Here is a 20,545-nt window from a genome sequence, read left to right on the forward strand (position 1 = left end):
TTCGTTGTTCGGTTTTCGAAAGCCCGCCGCGCGGGCCTTGGGGGCAAGGTGGAATTCCGTGTGCGTCGTCCGCGACTGTCGATCGCGATCCTCTCGGGGGCGATCTTCGCCGCGCTGTGCGCGTCGTCGTTGCCGGCCGCGGCCGAGCCGGTCGGCAACCTGCGCGCGGTCCGCGCCGGCGCCGGCGCGACGCCGAGCTGGGAGCTGAGCAGCGACAACGGCAGCGCGCTGCGCATCGAGGTGTTGGCCGACGACATCGTGCGGGTCCAGGCCGGCCGCGGCGGCAAGCTCGGCGGCGCCGGCGACAAGGCCGCGCCGATCGTGCTGCCGCAGAAGGCGGCCAAGGTCGAAGCGGTGCTGGAAGAAGACGCCACCGAGCTGCGCGTACGCACCGCCGCGCTGGTGCTGCACGTGCAGCGCCAGCCGCTGAAGCTGCGGCTGGAGCGCATCGATGGCGAACGCCGCACCGAGCTGTGGCAGGAACTGCAGCCGCTCGATCTGGACCCGGCGCAGAGCGTGCAGGTGCTGTCCTCGCAAGCCGACGAAGCCTTCTACGGCGGCGGACAGCAGAACGGCCGCTACCAGTTCAAGGGCCGCGAAGTCGAAGTCTCGTACTCCGGCGGCTGGGAAGAGGGCGACCGCCCGAGCCCGGCGCCGATGCTGCTGAGCTCGCGCGGCTGGGGCATGTTGCGCAACACCTGGAGCGACGGCAGCTACGACCTGCGCCAGAACGACCAGGCCACCTTGCTGCACCGCGAGGACCGCTTCGACGCGTATTACTTCGTCGGCGAACTGCCGCGCCTGCTCGAACGCTACACCCGCCTGACCGGGCGGCCGGTGATGCTGCCGCGCTGGGCGCTGTCCTACGGCGACGCCGATTGCTACAACGACGGCGACAACGTCAAGAAACCCGGCACCGTGCCGGAAGGCTGGCACGACGGCCCGACCGGCACCACGCCCGACGTGGTCGAGAGCGTGGCGCGGCAATACCGCGAACACGACATGCCCGGCGGCTGGATCCTGCCCAACGACGGCTACGGCTGCGGCTACAAGCAACTGCCCGAGACGGTGAAGGGGCTGGCCAAGTACGGCTTCCGCACCGGCCTGTGGACCGAGAACGGCGTCGACAAGATCGCCTGGGAAGTCGGCACCGCCGGCAGCCGGGTGCAGAAGCTCGACGTGGCCTGGACCGGCAAGGGCTATCAGTTCGCGATGGACGCGAATCAATCCGCGTTCGACGGCATCCTCAACAACTCCGACTCGCGCCCGTTCCTGTGGACGGTGATGGGCTGGGCCGGCATTCAGCGTTATGCGGTGGCCTGGACCGGCGACCAGAGCGCGAGCTGGGACTACATCCGCTGGCACGTGCCGACCCTGGTCGGCTCCGGCCTGTCGGGCATGGCCTACGCCACCGGCGACGTCGATGCGATCTTCGGCGGCAGCGCCGAAACCTACACCCGCGACCTGCAGTGGAAGGCGTTCACGCCGGTGCTGATGGGCATGTCGGGCTGGTCGTCGAACGCGCGCAAGCATCCGTGGTGGTTCGACGAGCCTTACCGCAGCATCAACCGCGATTATCTGAAGCTGAAGATGCGGCTGACGCCGTACATGTACGGCCTGGTGCGCGAGGCCGCGCAGACCGGCGCGCCGCCGGTGCGCGGGCTGATGTGGGACCACCCGGGCGACCCGCACGCGCGCGACGAGGCCTACAAATACCAGTTCCTGCTCGGCCGCGACCTGCTGGTGGCGCCGGTGTACCGCAGCCAGGCCGCGAGCCGCGGCTGGCGCCGCGGCATCCACCTGCCGGCCGGGCGCTGGATCGATTACTGGGACGGCCGCAGCGTGCAGGCCGGCGCGGCCGGGCGCGAGCTCGACCGCCCGGTCGAACTGGCGACCTTGCCGGTGTTCGTGCGCGCCGGCGCGATCGTGCCGATGCATCCGGCGATGCTCTACGACGGCGAGAAGCCGCTCGACGAAATCACGTTCGATCTCTACCCGCAGGGCCAATCGCACTACAGCCTGTACGAGGACGACGGCAACACCCGCCGCTACGAACAAGGCGAGTCGAGCACGCAGCAGGTGCGCATGAGCGCGCCGGCCGCGGGCAGCGGCCCGACCACGGTGTCGATCGATGCGGTGCAGGGCCAGTACCAGGGCCAGCTGCCGCAGCGCCGCTACGCGCTGCGCGTGCTCAGCCGGCAGGCGCCGCGCGCGGTGTCGCTGGACGGCCGCGCGCTGCCGAAGCTGGCCGACGCCGCCGCGCTGCAGGCGGCGCCGGAAGGCTGGTACTTCGATCCGGCCGAACGCAAGGGCACGGTCCACGTGCGCAGCGCGGCCGCCGACATCCGCACGCCGCTGCAGTTCGCGCTCGATATCCCGGTTGCCGCGGCCGCCGCCGACGATGCCTATCCGGCCGCGCCGGCGCTGGGCCGCGCCTTGCCGGCCGACAGCCTGCTGGTGGTCAACCGCCCGGCCGAAGAGCCCGGCCATGCGCTGGAAAACGCGTTCGACGAGGATCCCAACACCTGGTTCCGCAGCGTGCGCAATCAAGCCGTGCGCACCGGCGCGCACGAATGGACGGTCGGCTTCGGCGAACGCAAGCTGATCGACGGCATCGAACTGGCGCCGCGCAACGACAAGAACTGGAAGCACGGCCAGATCCGCGATTACGAGGTCTACCTCGGCGACAGCAACGGCGAGTGGGGCGAACCGGTCGCGCGCGGCCGCCTGCAGCTCAAGCAGCAGACGCAGCGCATCGACTTCCCGGCGCGTGCCGGCCGGCTGCTGCGCTTCCGCGTGCTGAGCGTGCAGAACCCCGATGGCGACGGCGCTTCGGCGAGCGATCCGATGGTCGCCGCCGCGCAGGGCGGCGCCGCGCGCGCGCTCGACGCCTTGCAGCCGCGCGACGTCGGCCCGATCGCCTTGTCCAGCTTCCACATTCTCGAACACCAGGAACCGGAGCGGCCGGCACAGCAACGCTATCTCTCCGAGCTGCCGTTGCCGGCCGCGCTGGCCGCACAAGCGCGCGCCGACCGCGCGTTCCGCGGCGAGCAGCCGCTGCGCATGAACGGCCTGCTGTTCCGCCGCGGCCTCGGCGTCGGCGCCAGCAGCCGCATCGACCTGCGCCTGCAAGGGCAGTGGCGCCTGCTGCGCGCGGACCTGGGCATCGACGACGCCTGCCGCGCCGCCGGCGGCCTGCAGTTCCAGGTCTGGGGCGACGGCCGTCTTCTCTACGACAGCGGACTGGTCAAGGCGCCCGGCGTGGTCAAGCCGGAACTCGACCTCCGCGGCCTGTCGACGCTGAGCCTGCGCACGCTCGGCGCGCAGGGCAGCCAACCCGCCCAGGTCTGCGCCAACTGGGCCAACGCCGCGCTGATCGGCCAGGAGGGCGATACCGCCAGCATCCTCGCGCCATGACGCTCCCCGCCACGTAACGACGCTCCTCCCCCCGCCCACTTCCGACTGCGGCCGACCGGCCGCGGCCCGGGATCGCTGTTGCCCTTCGTCCGCCATCCGCGCCGCAGATCCTGCCAGGAGAGTTCCGAATGTCGCCCGCAAGCCGCCGCCCGCGCTGTCAACCCGCCCACCGCCACACCCGCGCTACTCAAGCGCGTTATTCCGTCGCTCCGCTGTCGCTGGCGCTCGCCGCCGCGTTGCTGGGCCACGCCTCCTTCGCCGCCGCGCAGGACGCGCCGGACGACAAGGCCAAGGACAAGGACAAGACCACCGAGCTGTCGCGGATCCAGGTCACCGGCTCCAACATCCGCCGCCTCGACGTGGAAACCGCTTCGCCGGTGCAGGTGATCAGCAAGCAGGACATCGAGAACATGGGCGCGCGCACCTTGCTGCAGGTGCTCGACAACCTGCCGGCGGCGCGCCCGGCGCAACAGGATTCGCGCTCGCTGTTCACCGGTTCCGACGGCGCCTCGCAGGCCAACCTGCGCGGCCTCGGCGCGCAGGCCACGCTGGTGCTGCTCAACGGCCGGCGCCTGTCGTACTACGGCGCGCCGGCCGGCTTCCAGACCCAGTTCGTCAACATCGACTCGATCCCCGCCGCGGCGATCGAGCGCATGGAAGTGCTGACCGACGGCGCCTCGGCGGTGTACGGCACCGACGCGATGGCCGGCGTGATCAACGTCATCACCAAGCGCAACTACCAGGGCGTCGAAGTCACCGCGACCACCGACACCTCCTCGCGCATCGATTCCTACGGCGAACACCAGGCCAGCATCACCGCCGGCTTCGGCGATCTCGACCGCGACCGCTACAACGTCTACGGCTCGTTCAACTTCTATCGCCGCGACGCGATCCCGCTGAGCGACTTCTACGACAAGCGCCCGAACCAGTACTACATCAACAACCCCAATTATCTGAAGAACCTGCGCCTGGGCACCGGCAGCAAGCCGGGCGAGTTCAACCCCGGCACCTACTTCGCCTTCGATCCGGTCACCGGCGCGCGCCGGCAGGAAGCCGCGCCGGGCTGCAACAACGTGCTCACCGGCGAGGCCGCCGGCCCGCGCTGCATCTGGCAGACCTGGATGAACAACGAGATCGACGCCGGCGCGCAGACCGAACGCATGACCGGCTACGTCAACGCCCATTTCCTGATCGGCGAGAGCACCGAAGCCTTCGCCGAGCTGACCTACACCGACATCGACCTGCGCGCCAACGGCGGCACGCCGCGCTCGTTCAGCACCACCACCGGCAACCCGACCAGTTGGTTCTCGCGCGACACCGGCGCCACGGTCAACCAGTTCCTGTATCCGTTCCTCGGCCCGAACAACGAGTACAACCACGCCAGCCCCGAGCTCAAGGCGATGATGGGCGGCGTGGTCGGCCTGCAATACCTGCTGCAGGACGCCGGCAAGAACTACTTCGGCCAGCGCAACACCGACCAGAGCTATCGCGCCGTCGGCGGCCTGCGCGGCAACTTCGGCGACTGGAACTGGGAAACCGCGTTCGCCACCGCCGGCAGCCACTCGGTCACCTACCAGACCATCAACGTCAACCTCGACGGTTTCCGCAAGGCGTTCGGCCCGTTCACCGTCGATCCGGGCACCGGCCGGGTCATCATCTCCGACCATCCGGCGTACAAGTTCGGTGAGATCAGCGAGGCCAACGCGGCGCTGCTGCGCGAGGCCTATCCGACCTTCGACATCCAGTCCTGGACCCGCCTGCACACCCTCGACGGCAAGATCGAAGGCCCGCTGGCGCAGCTGCCGGCCGGCGAGATGCGCGCCGCGTTCGGCTTCAACATCAGCCGCGAGACCTTCTACACCCCGGGCAACGAGGACGCCGCGCGCGGCCTGATCACCCAGCAGGGCGGCTCGTGGTTCGACGGCAAGCGCAACACCTACGCGCTGTTCGCCGAAACCGTCGCGCCGATCACCGAAAAGCTCGAGCTCGACGCCGCGCTGCGCGTGGACAAGTACCCCAACTTCAGCGCCAACGTCGCGCCGAAGATCGGCCTGAAGTACCAGGTGCTGCCGAACCTGCTGTTGCGCGGCACCTACTCGGAAGGCTTCCGCGCACCGAGCCTGGCCGAGGCCGGCACCGGCGGCGTGTTCGCCCAGCTCGGCGGTTTCCGCGACGAGCAGCGCTGCAGCGAGACCAACGCCATCGCCAACCTGCTGCGCCAGTCGCGCCGCGCCGGCGATGTCGACCTGGGCAATTCGCTGCTCAACGCCGATTGCAGCCGCACCGTCGCGCGCATGACCCAGCCCAACCAGGATCTGAAGCCGGAGAAGGCCAAGATCGCCACGCTGGGCTTCGTGTTCGAGCCGCTGGACTGGCTGTCGGTGTCGGCCGATTACTGGTTCGTCTACCGCCGCAACGAAATCGCCGCGCCGGACTTCAGCAAGATCCAGGACATCTCCGAACTGGTGCGCTCGCCGATCACCGACTCCGACCGCGCCGCGGTGGCGGCGCTGGCGGCGATGTGCGCCGACCCGGCCAGCGGCGTGGCCTGCCCGGGCACGCTGCCGGGCTACACCGTCGGCAACGTCGCCAGCGTGGTCGGCCAGTACAAGAACCGCGGCCGCACCCTGATCGACGGCTTCGACATCGACGCGCGCAGCCGCTTCTCGCTGGGCGAGTGGGGCAGCCTCAACGTCGGACTGGCCGCGACCATCGCCGGCCGCAACCGCTCCTACCTCGACGACGAAAGCGGCTGGTTCTACGGCGACACCGTCGGCTACTACAACAACCCGCGCCTGCGCGCCACGATCAACGCCGACTGGAACTACCAGAAGTTCACCACCAGCGTCTTCGTCAACTACGTCGGCGGCACCAAGTGGGCGCTCCAGCGCGTCGACGAGCAGGACAACAACGAGCAGACCTGCACCGCCGGCTACCTGCCGGTGCCCAAGCCGCAGTGCGACGGCGCGCCGTCGTGGTGGACCGCCAACCTCAGCCTGAACTGGCGTCCGACCGACAAGCTCAACGTCGGGGTGACGGTCAAGAACCTGTTCGACCGTCTGCCGTTCTACGATCCGAACAGCTTCCTCGGCGATTCGCCGGATTACGCCAGCATCTTCGGGCGCAGCTACAGCTTCACCGTCGGCTACAAGTTCTGAGCGGGCCCGACGCGCCGGCTGCGGCCGGCGCGTTCGCGCATCGCAACGAGCGCGGCGCGCTCAGGCGTCCTTGCGCCTGGGCGCGCTCTTGGCCGTCTTGGTGACTGCGGTCTTGCCCGTCTCGGCCTTGGCCGTCGCGGCCGGCGCCGGTGCGGCGACGGCCGTGTCGCTCGTTTGCGGCTTGGCCGGCGCGCGCACCGCGTCCTCGCGCACCCGGCCCTGCAGCAGGCCGCAGGTGCTGGTCGGATGCACCAGGCAGCGGCACGGCGTTTCCGCGCTCGGGTTGCCGTCGGAATTCGGGCTGACGAAACCCAGCGGCGCGTATTGCGCATCGGCGCCGCGCGGCGGCTGGTAGACCGGCTGGCCGGCGGCGTCGAGCGGCCAGTCGATGCGGCCGGTGGTGCGCGCCGGGATCAGCCAGTAGTCGCCGCTGCGGTAATCGGCGTCGGCGGCGAAGCGCACCTGCACGCCGTCTTCCAGGTCGATCCATTCGTAGTCGCCGTTGTTGTCGGTCACCGGCACCGCGCCGTCGCGCAGGCGGATGTCGCCGTTGGCGCTCTGGTCCCAGCGCCGCACCTTGGTGCCGGGGCCGGCGAGGCGGTCCTGCTCGGCGGTGAGGATCAGCACGTTGCCCTCGACGCTGGCGATGCGGCACAACGAGCCGGGCTGGCCGAGCAGGTCGTCGTCCTCGTCGCTGAGTTCGATCCACTGCGCGTTGCGGAAGTCGCGCGGGTTGGCCACTTCCAGCCGGCTGCCGCCGCCGCCGATCCACTGGGTGAGCACGCTGCCGTTGTCGCGCGACCATTTGAAGGTGGCGACGGCGCCGTCTTCGTTGCCGCGGTGGATCTCGACGCGATAGAGCTGGTTCTCGGCGCCGCGATATTCCGCATCGGGGCTGACGATGCACGGGTCGTCGAGGCGCTCGGGCGGTTGCAGCCGCGCGGCCAGGCTCGGCGCGTCGCGCTCGAACAGCGCCAGCGGCGCGGCGCAGGCGCCGCGGTAGTCCTCGTTCAACTGGGCGATGCGCTCGTGCAGATCGTCCAGGCGCTGTTGCAGGCGCGCCTGTTCGGCGGCGTCCTGGGTCGTACCGAGGCGCTGCTTGGTCGCCTCGTAACGGTCCTTCAGCGCGCTTTCGATTTCTTCGAGCGCCAGCGCGCGCACCTGCCACACCACTTGGGTGCGGCTGCAGGTGTCCGGCCCACCCAGCGCGACCTCGCGCAGCGAGGGCCATTCCACGCTGGTGACATGGCGCTCCCACACTTTCAGGTAGACCCAGAAGCGGACGTCGTCGTCGCGGCTGGAGGATTCCAGCCAGCGCCGCAGCGGATCGCCGGAGCCGGTCTCCTTGCCCTGCGGCTGCGGGCGGAAGTGCGGCTGGTCGATGTAGTCGCAGCCTTCGCTCTCGCACAGGATGCCCTGCACGTAGTAGCGGCCGGCGCCGATGGCCAGGCTCAGCGCGCCGTTGTCGCCTTGCAGCTGCAGGTCGAAGCCGGCGTTGTCGACCGGCGCGGCGTAGGGGCCAAACAGGTCGCGCGCGAGCGTGCGCAGGTAATGCAGCAGGATCGCGCCCTGCTCGTTGGGATCCGCGTCCAGGCTGACCCGGCCCTGTTGCAGCAGCACCTGGCTGAAATGGTTGCGGGGGTCGAAGCTCACCCGCGAGAAGTCGCCTTTCATGTCTGTGTCCTTTCAGGTCAGTCGGCAAGGAGAAGTCCGACCGTCATGCCGGCCGGGGTGTGCTGGTCCAGGCGCGCGCGCAGGTTGGCTTGGCGCTGGGGTTCGTAGAGGTCGTGGTAGACGCCGGGCTCGGACTGGTCGTCGGCGCCGCGCAGCAGCTCCGGCGCGCATTCGGCGGCCAGCCGCGCATAGCCGGGGCGGCCGTAGCGCCGCGATTGGTAGCGCGGGCGCAGGCGCAGCCGTTCGGCCGCGATCAGTTCCTGTTCCACCACCGCCGGCAGTTTTTTCGCCCGCACCGCGGCGATGGCCTCGTCGGGCTGGCAACGGTAGCGGCGCGGCGTGCGGCAACGGCAGGGCACGTAGCAAAAGCGCAGGCAGCCGAGCTGGCGGCGGGCGACGTTGAGGCAGTCGTTGAACAGGCTGTTCTCGGCCAGTTCGACCGCATGCACCTCGACCGTGCCGAACACGGTGCAGCGGCGCATGCTCAGGCAGACGTGGGCGACCGCGGCGGCGGGCGCGCCGATGGCCTGCTCGCGCGGACCGGCGGCGTCGACGATGCTGTCTTGGATCGACAACGCGATCGGATCGGTGCCGACCTCGTCCTGCTGCACCTGGATCGAACCCAGGATGCTGTGGCTGACCTCGACCCGGGCGCGCACGCCGTGCAGCTCCAGGCTCGGCTCGGTCGGGCGCTCGGGGTCGCAGCCGCAGTCGATGGCCCAGCCGGGCACCAGCGTGCAATGGCGGATCGACACTTCCGCGCCGCAGTCGGGCTGGGCTTGCGCGAGTTCGGCGTAGGTGCCCGGTTCGCGCGGCGCGCACACGTGCAGCGGCCGGCCGGTCAGCAGGATGCCGTCGAGGTGGAAGCGGCTGCCGGCGTCGAGTTCGACCGTCAACGCGTCGGGCAGGTCGGTCTGCCAGTCGATCAGGCGGATCACCGGGCGCACGCCGTCGGCCGCGCGCAGGGTCAGCGATTGGCCGGGACGCAGGCGGATGTGCAGCGGCTCGACCCACACGCCGCTGTGCAGCAGTTCGATCACCGCGTGCTGCGGCGCCTGCTCGTTCCACTGGCGCAGCGCGTCGCCGATGCGCGGCACCACCGGCGGCAGTTCGCCGTCGTCGCCGGCCGCGGCGGCGGCGTCGCTGTCGCCGACGCGGTACAGCGCGAACGCCTGCGCCGGGTCGCGCAGGCCGCGCAGATATTCGCCGCCGCCCAGGTCGGCGGCGAAGCCGTAGCGATAGCTCACCCGCACGCCTTTCTTCGGCACCTGCGAGGGCGGGAACATCAGCCGGCCTAGCACCGGATCGATCGCGACCTTGCCGCGCGGCGTGCGGTAGCGCCAGCCGCTGAGGTCGGCGACCACCACCGCGCTGGCCGGCACCGGTTCGCCGTCGCCGCCGCCGCCGGCCCATTGCTCGGCCCACACCGCCAGGCTGGCGTCGCTGCCGTATTCCTCGGCCAGCCCGTCGCGCAGCGCGCGCCGGCTCAGCGGCAAGGGCAGGTTGGTCTCGTCGGCGAGATGGCTGGGGTCGGTCTCCGGCCGCGGCTTGCGGTACAGCGGCGCGTCCTGGCCGAGCACGCTGAAGGTGTAGCAGTGCGGGCCGGCGTCTTCGACGCAGTACGCCGGCGTGCGCGTGACCGGATAGCTGCGCATGCGCCAGGCGAACACGCCGACGCTGGGGATGTCGTAGCGGCCCACGCGCCGGTGCGAGGCGATGCGGCGCACGTCGACGCTGTGGGCGAGCGCATCGAACGGGCCGTCGCAGCGTTCCAGCGCTGCGCCGCCGCGCAGGCTGGCGGTGCCCAGGCGGTCGGTATGCAGGTGATTGATGTCCTGCGCGCGGTCGAGCAGCTTGAAGAACTCGACCGCGCGGGTCGGCCAGCCGGCGACGTCGTAGGCCAGGTCTTCCAGCAGCGCGACCGTGCCCTTGCGCCGGCGCTGCGCGATCAGGTGCGCGACCTCGCGCCGCGGCACCAGCGCGCGGTTGAGCGCCTGTCCGGCCGCGCCGAGTTCGCGCGACAAAGCGCCGGCGGCCAGCACCGGGCGATAGCCGAGCAGATCGGCCAGGTACGGCACCGCCCAGTCGTCGGCGGTTTCCACGAACCAGTTGTCGTAGAGCCGGGCGATGTCGTCCTCGACCAGGTTCATCTGCTCGGCGATGGTGCGCAGCAGCGCCTGCAGCGGATAGCCCTGCTCGGCGTCGCGGATGCGGTGGATCGCCGGCAGCAGCCGGTACAAGCGGTCGATGCGCGGCGGGGCGTGCAGCGAAGGAATGTCCATGGCGTCGCTCACTGGACCGGGTTGAGGATCAAGGTGTCGGGCACGGCCGCGGCGAAGAACGCGAGCTGGCCCGGGCGGATGCGGTCGCCCTCGGCCTGGGCGCGCTGCGCGTCCACGCGCGCCGGCGGCTGCAAGGGTTCGTAGCCGTCTTCGCCGTTGGCGGTGTTCTCGTCGGAATCGCCGTCGAGGATCCGGCGCACGGTGTCGGTGATTTCGTCCTGGGTGATCAGGCGGCGCTGTTGGGTGCGCCAGTCCAGCGCGGTTTCGGGGATCGCGCCGAAGCTGTCGACGTCGACCCAGTCGATGCCGCGCACCGACTGCATCGCTGCGACCAGTTCGCACAGCAGCGCCGGCTGGGCGATGGCGCGGGCGTGGAAGCCGAAGCGGTCGAGCAGGCGCTCGCGCACGGCTTGCGACACCGGTTCCCATTGATAGCCGGGCAGCAGCTTGAGCTTGGCCTGCAGCACCAGCGCCAAGCGCTCGCGCATCGCCACCTGCACGGTCAGCGCGGGGTCGCCGAGCTCGCGCAGCGCGGCCAGCAGGTTGCGGTAGAGGTCGGAGTCCTCGTCGATGGGCATGTCGTCGACGCCGGCGACGGTGAGGTGGACCAGCTCGCGGGTGCCGTCGCCCAGGCGCACCGCATCGGCCTTGGCGATGCCGGCGAACATGCGGGTGAAGTCGGCGTAGTCCGACAGCGACACCAGCCGGTCCAGCGCCATCAGCGAGCGCGGCGCGTTTTCGCGGATCAGTTCCAGGCTCTCGCGGTCGGCGCCGCCGGAGGCGCGCAGCGGGTTGATCACGTCCTTGATCCCGAGCGGACGGCTGACCAGCAGCGAGATCTGCCCGGCGCGCACGTTGCCGCCGGCGCCGATGCCGTTGCGGTAGTGCGCGCGCAGGTTCTCGAAGCCGCTGGGCGGGCGCAGCCCGTGCTCGCCGTCGCCGAAGATCACCTGGGTGACGCCGTCGTCGCCGGTGAGGGTGACGAAGGCGCGCGCGTCCGCGCCCAGCGCGGCGAGGTTGGCGGCTTCCTGCCATTGCACGCCGTCGACCAGCACCTTGAGCGTGCTCGCCGCGCCGGCCGCGGTCGGCGCGGGGCGCCAGGTCAGCGGCGGCTGGCGCAGGGCGAAGCGCTGCATCGGCTGGCGCGCGTCGCTGCTGCCGAGCACTTCGCTGCGGCTCTCGCCGTGGCTGGCCGGGACCACGTTGGCGTGGATGCGCAGGCCGTCGCGGTAGTAGGTGTTGGCCAGCGAGGTCGCCAGGTGCAGGGTGGTGTGCGGGCGGTCGCCGGGCAGGTTCGGGTCGTAGCCGTGTTCCAGGCCGGCGACCATCATCAGCTCGCTGGCGCGCACGCCGCGCACGCCCTCGATGTCGCTGCGCTCGCCTTCGACCACGACCCAGCGGCCCGATTGCAGCTGCTGGTGCAGCGGCCCCAGTTCCAAGGTCGCGCCGGACACGTCGATGAGGATCGGCTCGGCCGAGGGCTGCAGCTGCTTGCGCTGCGGATGCAGCCAGGTGCGGCGCAGCTCGGCGATGTCGGCGGTGCCTTCCTTGCCGGCCTCGACCTTGCGCCAGCCGGTGGCGACGCCGTCGACGCCGAACTCCAGCGCCGTGCTTTCGCCGGAGATGCCGTACGCGTTGCGCGGGCCGGTGCGCGCGCTGGCGACGGTGAGGATGCGGTAATCCGGCAGGCCGCTGTCGCCGGGCCGCGCGACCAGGACCAGATCGCCCGGCGCCAGCAGCGGCAGCGACTTGCCGAGGAACGCGTTGCTGTCGGTTTCGTCGCCCGCGTACAGCCAGTCGCCCCAGTTCTGCACCGCCGGCACCTTGTTGTTGACGATCTCCGGCATCGGCCGCCCGCTGGCGGCGCCGAACAGCGTTTCGCCGGCGCCGAGCGAATACAGCGCGGTGAGGTGCTGGTAGGGAATCCGGGTGTCCACCTGCGCGCCGCGCCAGGCTTGGTAATAGGTGTCCTTCAGGCGCGGAGCGAACTCGGTGATCAGCTGCGGCTGCAGGTCGGCGCCGTAGTCGAAGGCGCTGCGCAGGTCGCGGCGCAGCCGCTGCGGGCTGGCGGCCTGGACCACCGGCTTGCGCAGCAGGCCGTCGACGAAGCGATCGGGCGAGGTGGTGGCGGCCGATGCGGACGGCTGCAGCTTGCGGATCGAGTCGCCGAAGTCCTGGATCAGCTGGATCGACTCTTCTTCCTCCACGCCGCCGCCGAGCAGGCCGTCCCAGTCCTGCAACGGCGCGACCTGCACGCCTTGCTCGATCTGGCCCAGCAGGGTTTCGGCGTTTTCCACCGCGCGCGCATCGCCTTCGGCTTGGCCGATGCGCCACTTCAGCCGCACGATCAGCAGCTCGAGCAGCGCCAGCGCCTGGCTCAGCACCGCGGCCAGCGGCAGTTGCACGCGCTTGATCGCGTCGTCGAATTCCTCCAGCGGCGTCAGCGCCGCGCCGGACACGCCCTCGGCGATGCGCTGATGCCATTGCGCCAGCGGCCAGTGCGGCGCGCCCAGGCGCACCGCCGATTGCAGCGCGCGCGCCCGCGCCAGCGCGGTCGAGCTGCCGTTGCCCTGGCTCTGCAATTGTTCGAGCTTGCCGATCAGCGTCGCCAGCGGCGGCAGCGCCTGCGCCAGCAGCGGTTGCAGCGGCTGCAGCGAGATCGCGCTGCGCTTGGCGACGAAGTCGGCCTCCACCGCGGCGACGCGGCGGATCTGATACACCGCGCCGGCGCCGGCGCCGAACTGGAACAGCAGCAGCTCGCCGCTCTGCACGCCGCTGTCGGCGCCGTCGACATAGACGGTGTCGAGCGACAGCACGCTGCCGCTGTCGATCGCCTGCGGGCGTTCGCGCCGGATCTGCAGATCGTTCCATTCGCGCCGCGCCTGCAGCGGCGCGTCGGTCTCGAACGATTGCGGGGTCTCGTCGGGGCCGGGCAGGCTCTGCGCGCGCGTGCCGACCGGCAGCTCGACCGGCTCGGCCTGGTTGTCGTCGACGGTGTAGGACAGGAACACGCTGGCCGACACGCCCGGGCGCGGCGCGTAGCCGACCAGGCGCGCCATCTCCACCAGCGAGCGGCGCTCGGTCGCGGTGCGCACATAGCCTTCGTTGGCGATGCGCTCCTGGTAGAAGGTCAGCACGTCGGCGACCGTGGCCCAGGCGTCGAGCAGGGCGATGGCCGGGTCGGCCGGATCGCGCGTGGTCAGCGCCTGCAGCGGCCGCAGCGTGCGCGGCGGCTGGCCGTCGTCGCCGGCGGTTTCGACTTCCATGCTCGGCAGGCGCGCGGTCATGCTGGCCATGAAGCGGCCGTGGGTGCCGACGCGATAGTTCAGCGCGGGCAGGCCGGGCCGGTTGGCGATATCGACCGGGGTGGCCGCGGCGACGCCGTCGCAGCAACCGCAGGCGCCGTTGCCGCAGGCGCCGCCGCAACCGCAGGCGCCGCCGCAACCGCAGGAGAAGGAATTCATCGGCCACCTCCGACGCTGATGGCGAGCTTGCCGTGTTCGGGATAGTTGGGATCGCGGTCCAGCCGCGGAATCTCGTGCGCGCCCAGGCGCAGCACGCCGTCTTCGAGTTCGCGGTTGGGCGCGGCGAACAGGCGCTGCAGGCGGGCCACCCGCGCGCATTCCACGCCGGCCACCGCCATCGCCTCGGCGACCAGCGCGCTGACCCGCAGGTTCTGGCCGAAGCCGAGCCGGTCGGGATGGAAATAGCCCGGCTGGCCGTCGCGGCGGCGGCCGGCGCTGAAGCGGTCGAGCAGCGCCGCCTCGACTTCGCCGCGTTCGTAGCCGGGCAGGGCGCAGACCTCCAGCGCCAGGTCCAGCGCGACGTAGACCGCGGTCTCCACGTGCAGGTCGTGGCCCATGCGCCGGACCCGTTCCAGCGCGGCCTGGGTCTGCGCGATCAGCGCGGCGTCGGCCGGCACTTCGCCGTAAGGATCGAGCGCGACATCGGCCTCGTACCAACTGCCGGTCCACACCAGCTCGGCGTTGGCGCGCTGCACGCGCGCATCGCGCTCGGCGATGCGCGCGTAATCGTCGGCGGTGATCGCGCGCAGCAACTGGCTGCGGAACGCGCCGGGCGCGAGCAGGCGCGCCTGCGCCAGCGACTCGGGCTCGCTGCCGCCGGCGGCGGCGAGCGGGTTGTCGATGCTCAGGCGCAGGCCGTTCCATTCGCCGTCGCCGAGCGCGATGCGGTTGATGCTGTGCGCGCCGACGTTGCCGGCGCGGCCGTTGCCGATGCGGTAGCGCGCGGCGAAGTCCAGGCCCGGGTCGGGGCGGCGGCCGAGTTCGCCGTTGCCCAGGCGCAGGCGGGCGCGGCCGTCGTTGTCGATTTCGGCGACCACGTGGCGGTCGTCTGGGCGGCTGGCGAGCAGGTCGAACACCGGCGTCCACGCGTGGCCGCCGCTGTCGTCCAGGCGCAGCGCCGGACGCGCGGCGCGCGGATCCTGGGCGAGGCTGGCGCTGGCCGCGCGGTCCGGCGGCGGCGCCGCTTCGGCGTGGGTCAGCGGCGCGTCGGGCAGGCGCCAGTCGAAGCGGCCGGGCGTGCGCTGCACGTCGCCGGGCTGGTGTTCGCACAGGCATTCGGCCGCGCTCTCGCCCTGCGGCGCCGTGCCCAGGTCGAGCGGCCCGACGCTGCGGCCGTGATCGACCAGCACCACGTTGGCGAAGGCCATCGACAGATCGCGCAGGCGCGCGCACGCCGGCGCCGGGCCCAGCGCCGACAGGCACAGCGGGAACGGCAGCGCGTCGTCGGCATGCCAATGCACGCGCAGCAGCGGCGTCGGCCGGGTCGGGCCGGTGGTGTCTTCATTGGATTCGCCGACGACCACGGAGAACAACGGATCCTCGTCGCGCTCCACCCGCAGCAGCCGCACCGGCCATACCCGCGCCGGATCGGCGTCGACCTCCAGGCCGCTGCGCGCGCCGCGCACTTCGCGCAGCAGCAGCACGTCGCCCGGATGCAGATCGAGCGCGCGCGCATCGCCTTCGCCGTCGAGCCAGGCGTCGCGCAGCACGGCGTGGGTGGCGCCGCGCGGCAGGCAGCAGTCCTCGCGGCCCCAGTCGTAGAACGCGATGCGGTTGTGGGCGACGCGCACCGCCAGCGCGTCGCGGCCCGCCGGCAGGATCGGTTCGAACCGCTCGCAGGCCAGCGCCGGATGCTCGTTCAACAGCGCCGGCCCGAGCACCGTCGGCAGCCCCAGGGCCGGATCCACGCCGCTGAGGAAGGCCATCGCCGCGGTCGGCAACGATATGTCCTGATCGGTTTCGATCGCGACCCAGGCGCGCGCGTTGCAGCCTTCGTGCAGCAAGTAATCGACCAGGCGCGCGTGCCGGCGCACCGAGATGCGCTGGCGCGCGGTGCCCAGGTAAGCCTCGGTCGCCACCGCGTCCTGGAAATAGCTCAGGTAATCGCCGGCGTAGGCCAGCAGTTCGGTCAGGGTCACGCCGATGTCGGGCACGTGGCTCAGCGGCCAGTCCGGCGCGATCAGCGCCAGGCGGTCCTGGATCAGCCGGCGGAAACTGGCGTAGTCCTTGGCCAGGTACGAGATCGGCGGCTCCGGCGGCGGCGCGTCGATGCAGGCCGGCGCCTGCTTGCAGTCCAGGTCCGACGGGCAGCCGACCTTGAACGAGAACTCGGCGCTGGCGTACATCGGGTCGAGCCCGGCGATGTCGAGCAGGCGCAGGCGATAGCGCGAGTGGTCGCCGTAGCGGTCCAGGCGCAGCACCAGCCAGTCGTCGAGATCGGGCTCGCCGCTGAGGTGCGGGTCGGCATCGAGGATGCGGATGTCGCGGATGCGCGCGCCGCCTTCGATGCGCAGGTGGCGCTCCAGGCCTTCGCCGTCGCGCGCCAGTTCCGGCGGCAGCTTGCCGAGGAAGCACGCGCGCAAGGTCAGTTGATCGGCGGAGACTTCGACGAAGTCCAGGCCGACCCGGCCCTGAAAGGCGCGGACCGCGTCGCGTCGCGGATCGTTGCGGCAGGAAAGATTCATGACGGTGTCCTGGCGTCAGATGGGACGCACGAAGCTGGCGCTGGCCGGTTCGCCGGTGCGCAGCAAGGCGTAGCTGAGGTTGACGGTGAGGGTGGCGTCGTCGGCGTCCACGCGCAGTTCGCGCACTTCGATCAGGTCCGACAGCCAGCGCTGCAGCGCCGCGTGCAGGGTGAACTGCACGGTCGCCGCCAGTTCCGGGCTGTTGCCGGCGAATACCAGCTGCATCAGGCCGCTGCCGAAATCCGGGCGGTTGACGCGTTCGCCGGGCTGGGTGAAGACCAACTGCTCGATCAGGTCGCGCACGTAGCCGGCGTGGTCGGTCTGCGCGCTGCGGCCGCGGCCGTCGATGCGGAAGGGGAAGTCGAGATGCATGGCGGGCTCCTTGGCTCGGCTCAGGTCGCCAACACGCGGGTCTGCACGGCGCCGACGATCGGCGCGCCCTGCGGGATCTGTTCGACGCTCTGGCAGATGCCCGGGCCGGTGCCGGGGCCGGGCGGCGGCGTCACCATCGCCGGCAGGCCCATGATCGTCACCCGCGCCGACGGCATCGCCCATTTGATCGTCACGCACGGCTGCGGCTTGCCGTTGGGCAGGGTGAACGGACAGCCCATCACCGCGATGGTCGGCGCGCCGGGCGGTATCGTCGCCACCGGTTGCGCCGAGACCAGCACGCGCGTCTGCACCGGCGCGATCCTGGCCTGGCCGGCGGCGTGCTGGCAGGTCATCGCGGCGTTGGCGTGGAGCAGGAATCCAGGCATCGCGGCGTCCTCAGGTGATGGCCATGGCGGTCTTGTTGAAGGTGATCGTCGGCCCGACCAGCCAGATCGACGCGCCCTTGCCGTTGTCGATGTAGATGCCGCTGTCGTTGACCACCAACATCGCGCCGGTCGTGCTCTGCAGCACGATGCCGCCGGTGATCGGCGTCGGCGGCAGGTCGCTGATGACCAACTGGTTCTGCAGCATGGTCGAGACGATGATGCTGGGATCGACCGGATTGCTGAGCTTGGACATCGCCGGCGGATCGGCCTGGGTGTCGAAGCGGCAGCCGATCCACACCGGTTTGTCGGGATCGCCCTGTTCGAACATCACCCACACGCCGGCGCCCGGCGGCGGCACCATGTACACGCCCATGCCGGGGCCGGTGGGCCCGGACAGCGGCGTGCAGGGTTCGACCCAGGTGCTCGGCACGAACGCCAGCACATCGGGAATGTTCAGCATCAGCCGGCCGCGGAATTCCGGGTCGGGCATCGGCAGCACGGTGCCGCGATACAGGCCGGGATAGGTTTGGGTGCCGCGGGATCCGTCGCTCATGTCGGCGTCCTCATGTCGGTCTCATGCGTGTTCATGCGTGCTCGTGCGCGCTCGTACGTGTTCATGTGGGCACGCGCGGCGTCAGCGAAATCAAACCGTCGCGGCTGAGCTGGAAGCTCTGCTTGAACTCGCCGCGCTTGATCTTGTGGGTGACGCTGTCGACGTAATACAGCCCGTCGTAGGCCAGGCCCGCGCCGCGCACGCCGACCATCGCCTTGGAGCGCAGCACGTGGCCGTAGCGCAGCACGTCGAGCGAGCCGGACACGGTGATGGCGTTGGCCGCGCCCTTGAGCATGCGGCCGAGCATCTTCTTGACCGTGAACGCGGCCGAGTCGTCGCCGCCGGCGTCGCGCGAATACACCATCTTCAGCGGCGGCGTCGGCCGCGCGCCCAGCGGCGGCTGGAAGATGTTGACCGACGGGATCGGGATCGGAATCGGAATGCGCCCGGTGACCGGATCGCCGATGGTCACCAGCATGGTTTCCTTGGCCAGCCCGTCGAGCGCGAAGCTCAGCGACTCGACGTTGGTGTGCGCGTCCATGTTGATGTTCAGCGCCGGCTGCGGCACCGGCACGCGGATGTTCGGGCCCATGTAGGCGATGCTCTGCCCGGGCAGCGGGCCCGGCTCGACGTAGAACACGAAGCCGTTGTTGCCGGCGATCTTCTTCAGGAAATCCAGGTCCGTGCCGGTCTGCGACTTGATCTTCTTGGTCAGGATCGGCAGTTCCGGAATGAAGCCGGGAATCACCAGCGGCACCACGCCGAAGGCCATGTACGGCGCCAGCACCGCGTAGGCCTGCAAGGTGTCGGTCATGTTCGGGAACGGGCGCTTGATCTCGATCAGGTCCATCAGCGCGCTGAGGTCCTCGCCGGTGACGGTCAGCGTGGACTGCCCCGGCTCGCTGCTCGGCGCCAGTTCCTGGCGAGTCACCACGCCGTCCATCAGCACGTGCGGGAAACCGCCGAGTGTCACGGCGAGGATCACCCGGGTGGTGATCGGATCCAGGTAACCGGCCGGCAGCAGCGTATCGAGCAGGGTCGAGCCCTTGTCGGCGGCGAACACCAGCTGGAAGCCGGCCTTGTCCTTGGCGCTGGTGATGGTCGCGCTCTGCAGCGCGTCCAGCACCGCGCGCGGCGCCGGTATCGGCACCGCGGGGCCGATCATCAGGGTCAGATGGATGCCCTTGAGCATGCCTCACTCCCGTCCCGGGCCGGGCATGCCCAGCGGCAGGGTGATGCGCAGGCTGCGGCCGATTTCGGCGGTGAGTTCGTCCGGATGCATCGCCGCGTTGGCGTCGCACAGCCGCCAGAACGCCTCTGGATCGCCTAGTTCGGAAGCGGCGATGTGGTCGGGCCGCTCGCCCTCGACCACGCGGTGCTCGTGCAGCAGCACGAACCCGTCCAGCGCCGGCAGCAGGCGCCGGCGCAGGTACGGCACGACGGTGCCGTCGGCCTCGGTGCGCGCGGCGGTTTCGACGTCGTAGTAGCGGCTGGTCGGCGGGAAATCGTAATTGGCCATGATCGTGCGCTCGCGCAGTCTGCAGCGGTGGGTTCTTCAGGGAACGACGGGAACGCCGGCGATGCCGAGCGCCTGGAAATCGCCGGCCGCGGCCAGCCCGGCCAACTTCTCCTTGGCCAGCAGATAGCTCATGAACAAACCGCCGCCCTTGCCGTCGAAGCCGAGGTCGTCGACGCTGAGCACGCGCAGGCCGAGGCTGAGCTTGGCGCGGATCGGATTGAGCGCGGTGTCGAAGGCTTCCTCGACGATGCCCAGTTCGGTCAGGCGCACCGGCACGATCCGGTTCGGCCCGAACACGAACAAACACAGCGGCGCGGCCGCCGGCGCGATCTCGAGCATGCCGGCGCCGGCGGCGGCGTTGGCCGCGTACAGCTCGCCGCTGGCCGGATGCGCCAACGCTTCGATCGAGGCCAGCTGCGGATGCAGGCCGAGGCTGCCGGCGGTGCCCTGGCCGCTGTCGAGCCCGTCGGTGGCGTCGATCTCGGCGTCGAGCTTGATCGTCTCCACCGCCGGGCCCTTGAGCCGCAGCGCTTCGCTGTGGCCGCCGCTGTCGGCGCCGGTGGCCTTGACCTGCAGGCTGCGGGTCATGGTTTCGGGGTTGTACTGCAGGGCGATGATGCGCAGCACGTTGCCGCTGTCCGGGTCCAGCAGGACCAGGCCGCCGCGCAGGATCTTGGGAGAACGCGGGTATCCACTCATGTCGGCGTCACTTCTTGTTGCCCTTGCGGAACCAGTCCAGATCGAAGATCGGGATCATCGGCGTGCGGAATTCGTCGGGATACGCGTTCTTCCATTCGCGATCGGCGCGGTCCATCGCATTGGGGTGGTCGCGCGCGTTGATCTGGTCGAGCTGCATCGAGATGCCGAGGTTCAGCAGCCAAGGCTTGTCGATGAACCAGAACTTGAAGCGGTCGTCGATGCCGAAGGTGTCGAGCAGGCGCGAGCCGCGCTGCCATTCGGCCAGGATCGAGGCGCCGTCGCGGTCGCTCATCGACAGGCCGCGCGAGTCGAAGGTCGAGCGCATCTTCAGCCAGTCCAGTTGCGGCGGCTGCAACTGCATCGGCGGCAGCAGCGGCGGCAGGCGGAACGGCGGCAGCGGCTGCGGGCCTTCGGGCGTGGGCGGCTTGGCCTGTTCGTCGGGATCGCAGTGCAGGCCGCCGGGCTCGGCGCCGCCGAGCGAGGCCGCCGGCGCCGC

13 protein-coding genes are annotated in these 20,545 nt (G+C 70.7%); 2 read left to right on the forward strand and 11 right to left on the reverse strand.

Annotated elements, in window-relative coordinates:
• The first annotated feature begins 48 nt into the window (after window positions 1-48).
• A complete protein-coding gene (locus tag A7A76_RS23225; RefSeq protein WP_206413532.1) occupies window positions 49-3,417 on the forward strand; it encodes a TIM-barrel domain-containing protein in 3,369 nt (1,122 codons plus the stop codon).
• 212 nt (window positions 3,418-3,629) lie between these two features.
• Complete coding sequence (locus tag A7A76_RS23230) at window positions 3,630-6,575, forward strand: TonB-dependent receptor domain-containing protein (protein WP_241201151.1); 2,946 nt, start codon at window positions 3,630-3,632, stop codon at window positions 6,573-6,575.
• Between the two features lie 60 nt (window positions 6,576-6,635).
• Here the strand turns inward: A7A76_RS23230 and A7A76_RS23235 are convergent, their stop codons facing one another.
• The 11 genes from A7A76_RS23235 to A7A76_RS23285 all read right to left on the reverse strand — a co-directional run.
• A complete protein-coding gene (locus A7A76_RS23235) occupies window positions 6,636-8,249 on the reverse strand; it encodes a DUF6519 domain-containing protein (protein WP_206413534.1) in 1,614 nt (537 codons plus the stop codon).
• 17 nt (window positions 8,250-8,266) lie between these two features.
• Window positions 8,267-10,531 (reverse strand): hypothetical protein, encoded by a 2,265-nt coding sequence (locus tag A7A76_RS23240; protein WP_206413535.1) that lies wholly within the window; start codon window positions 10,529-10,531, stop codon window positions 8,267-8,269.
• 8 nt (window positions 10,532-10,539) lie between these two features.
• Window positions 10,540-13,995, reverse strand: a complete 3,456-nt coding sequence (locus tag A7A76_RS23245) for a putative baseplate assembly protein (RefSeq protein WP_206413536.1) — start codon at window positions 13,993-13,995, stop codon at window positions 10,540-10,542.
• Window positions 13,992-16,520 carry a putative baseplate assembly protein gene (locus A7A76_RS23250; protein WP_206413537.1) on the reverse strand — a complete coding sequence of 843 codons (2,529 nt, stop codon included), beginning with the start codon at window positions 16,518-16,520 and terminating at the stop codon, window positions 13,992-13,994. The genes A7A76_RS23245 and A7A76_RS23250 overlap by 4 nt, the downstream gene beginning before the upstream one ends.
• Before the next feature lie 15 nt (window positions 16,521-16,535).
• On the reverse strand, window positions 16,536-16,892 hold the full coding sequence (locus tag A7A76_RS23255) for a GPW/gp25 family protein (protein ID WP_206413538.1): 357 nt from the start codon (window positions 16,890-16,892) through the stop codon (window positions 16,536-16,538).
• Window positions 16,893-16,912: 20 nt separating this feature from the next.
• Window positions 16,913-17,278: a hypothetical protein gene (locus A7A76_RS23260; RefSeq protein WP_206413539.1), complete on the reverse strand. Its 366-nt coding sequence runs from the start codon at window positions 17,276-17,278 to the stop codon at window positions 16,913-16,915.
• A 10-nt stretch (window positions 17,279-17,288) separates the two neighbouring features.
• The gene (locus A7A76_RS23265) at window positions 17,289-17,831 is read right to left on the reverse strand and encodes a phage baseplate assembly protein V (protein WP_206413540.1); all 543 of its coding nucleotides are present in this window, start codon (window positions 17,829-17,831) and stop codon (window positions 17,289-17,291) included.
• 61 nt (window positions 17,832-17,892) lie between these two features.
• Window positions 17,893-19,023 carry a hypothetical protein gene (locus tag A7A76_RS23270; RefSeq protein WP_206413541.1) on the reverse strand — a complete coding sequence of 377 codons (1,131 nt, stop codon included), beginning with the start codon at window positions 19,021-19,023 and terminating at the stop codon, window positions 17,893-17,895.
• Between the two features lie 3 nt (window positions 19,024-19,026).
• Entirely contained in the window at window positions 19,027-19,350 is a 324-nt protein-coding gene (locus tag A7A76_RS23275; RefSeq protein WP_206413542.1) for a LysM domain-containing protein, read from the reverse strand.
• A gap of 36 nt (window positions 19,351-19,386) precedes the next feature.
• Window positions 19,387-20,049, reverse strand: coding sequence for a hypothetical protein (locus tag A7A76_RS23280; protein ID WP_206413543.1), 663 nt, complete (start codon window positions 20,047-20,049; stop codon window positions 19,387-19,389).
• A gap of 7 nt (window positions 20,050-20,056) precedes the next feature.
• Window positions 20,057-20,545: hypothetical protein (locus tag A7A76_RS23285; protein WP_206413544.1), on the reverse strand; the 489-nt coding region annotated here is incomplete at its 5' end.

It is taken from the genome of Lysobacter enzymogenes (genome assembly GCF_017168095.1).
GTDB lineage: Bacteria > Pseudomonadota > Gammaproteobacteria > Xanthomonadales > Xanthomonadaceae > Lysobacter > Lysobacter enzymogenes_D.

Excerpts from the sequence above, each read along its gene's own strand:
- A7A76_RS23235 (WP_206413534.1), bottom strand. The coding sequence starts at position 8,249 with ATGAAAGGCGACTTCTCGCGGGTGAGCTTCGACCCCCGCAACCATTTC.
- A7A76_RS23240 (WP_206413535.1), bottom strand. The coding sequence starts at position 10,531 with ATGGACATTCCTTCGCTGCACGCCCCGCCGCGCATCGACCGCTTGTAC.
- A7A76_RS23245 (WP_206413536.1), bottom strand. The coding sequence starts at position 13,995 with ATGAATTCCTTCTCCTGCGGTTGCGGCGGCGCCTGCGGTTGCGGCGGC.
- A7A76_RS23250 (WP_206413537.1), bottom strand. The coding sequence starts at position 16,520 with ATGAATCTTTCCTGCCGCAACGATCCGCGACGCGACGCGGTCCGCGCC.
- A7A76_RS23255 (WP_206413538.1), bottom strand. The coding sequence starts at position 16,892 with ATGCATCTCGACTTCCCCTTCCGCATCGACGGCCGCGGCCGCAGCGCG.
- A7A76_RS23260 (WP_206413539.1), bottom strand. The coding sequence starts at position 17,278 with ATGCCTGGATTCCTGCTCCACGCCAACGCCGCGATGACCTGCCAGCAC.
- A7A76_RS23265 (WP_206413540.1), bottom strand. The coding sequence starts at position 17,831 with ATGAGCGACGGATCCCGCGGCACCCAAACCTATCCCGGCCTGTATCGC.
- A7A76_RS23270 (WP_206413541.1), bottom strand. The coding sequence starts at position 19,023 with ATGCTCAAGGGCATCCATCTGACCCTGATGATCGGCCCCGCGGTGCCG.
- A7A76_RS23275 (WP_206413542.1), bottom strand. The coding sequence starts at position 19,350 with ATGGCCAATTACGATTTCCCGCCGACCAGCCGCTACTACGACGTCGAA.
- A7A76_RS23280 (WP_206413543.1), bottom strand. The coding sequence starts at position 20,049 with ATGAGTGGATACCCGCGTTCTCCCAAGATCCTGCGCGGCGGCCTGGTC.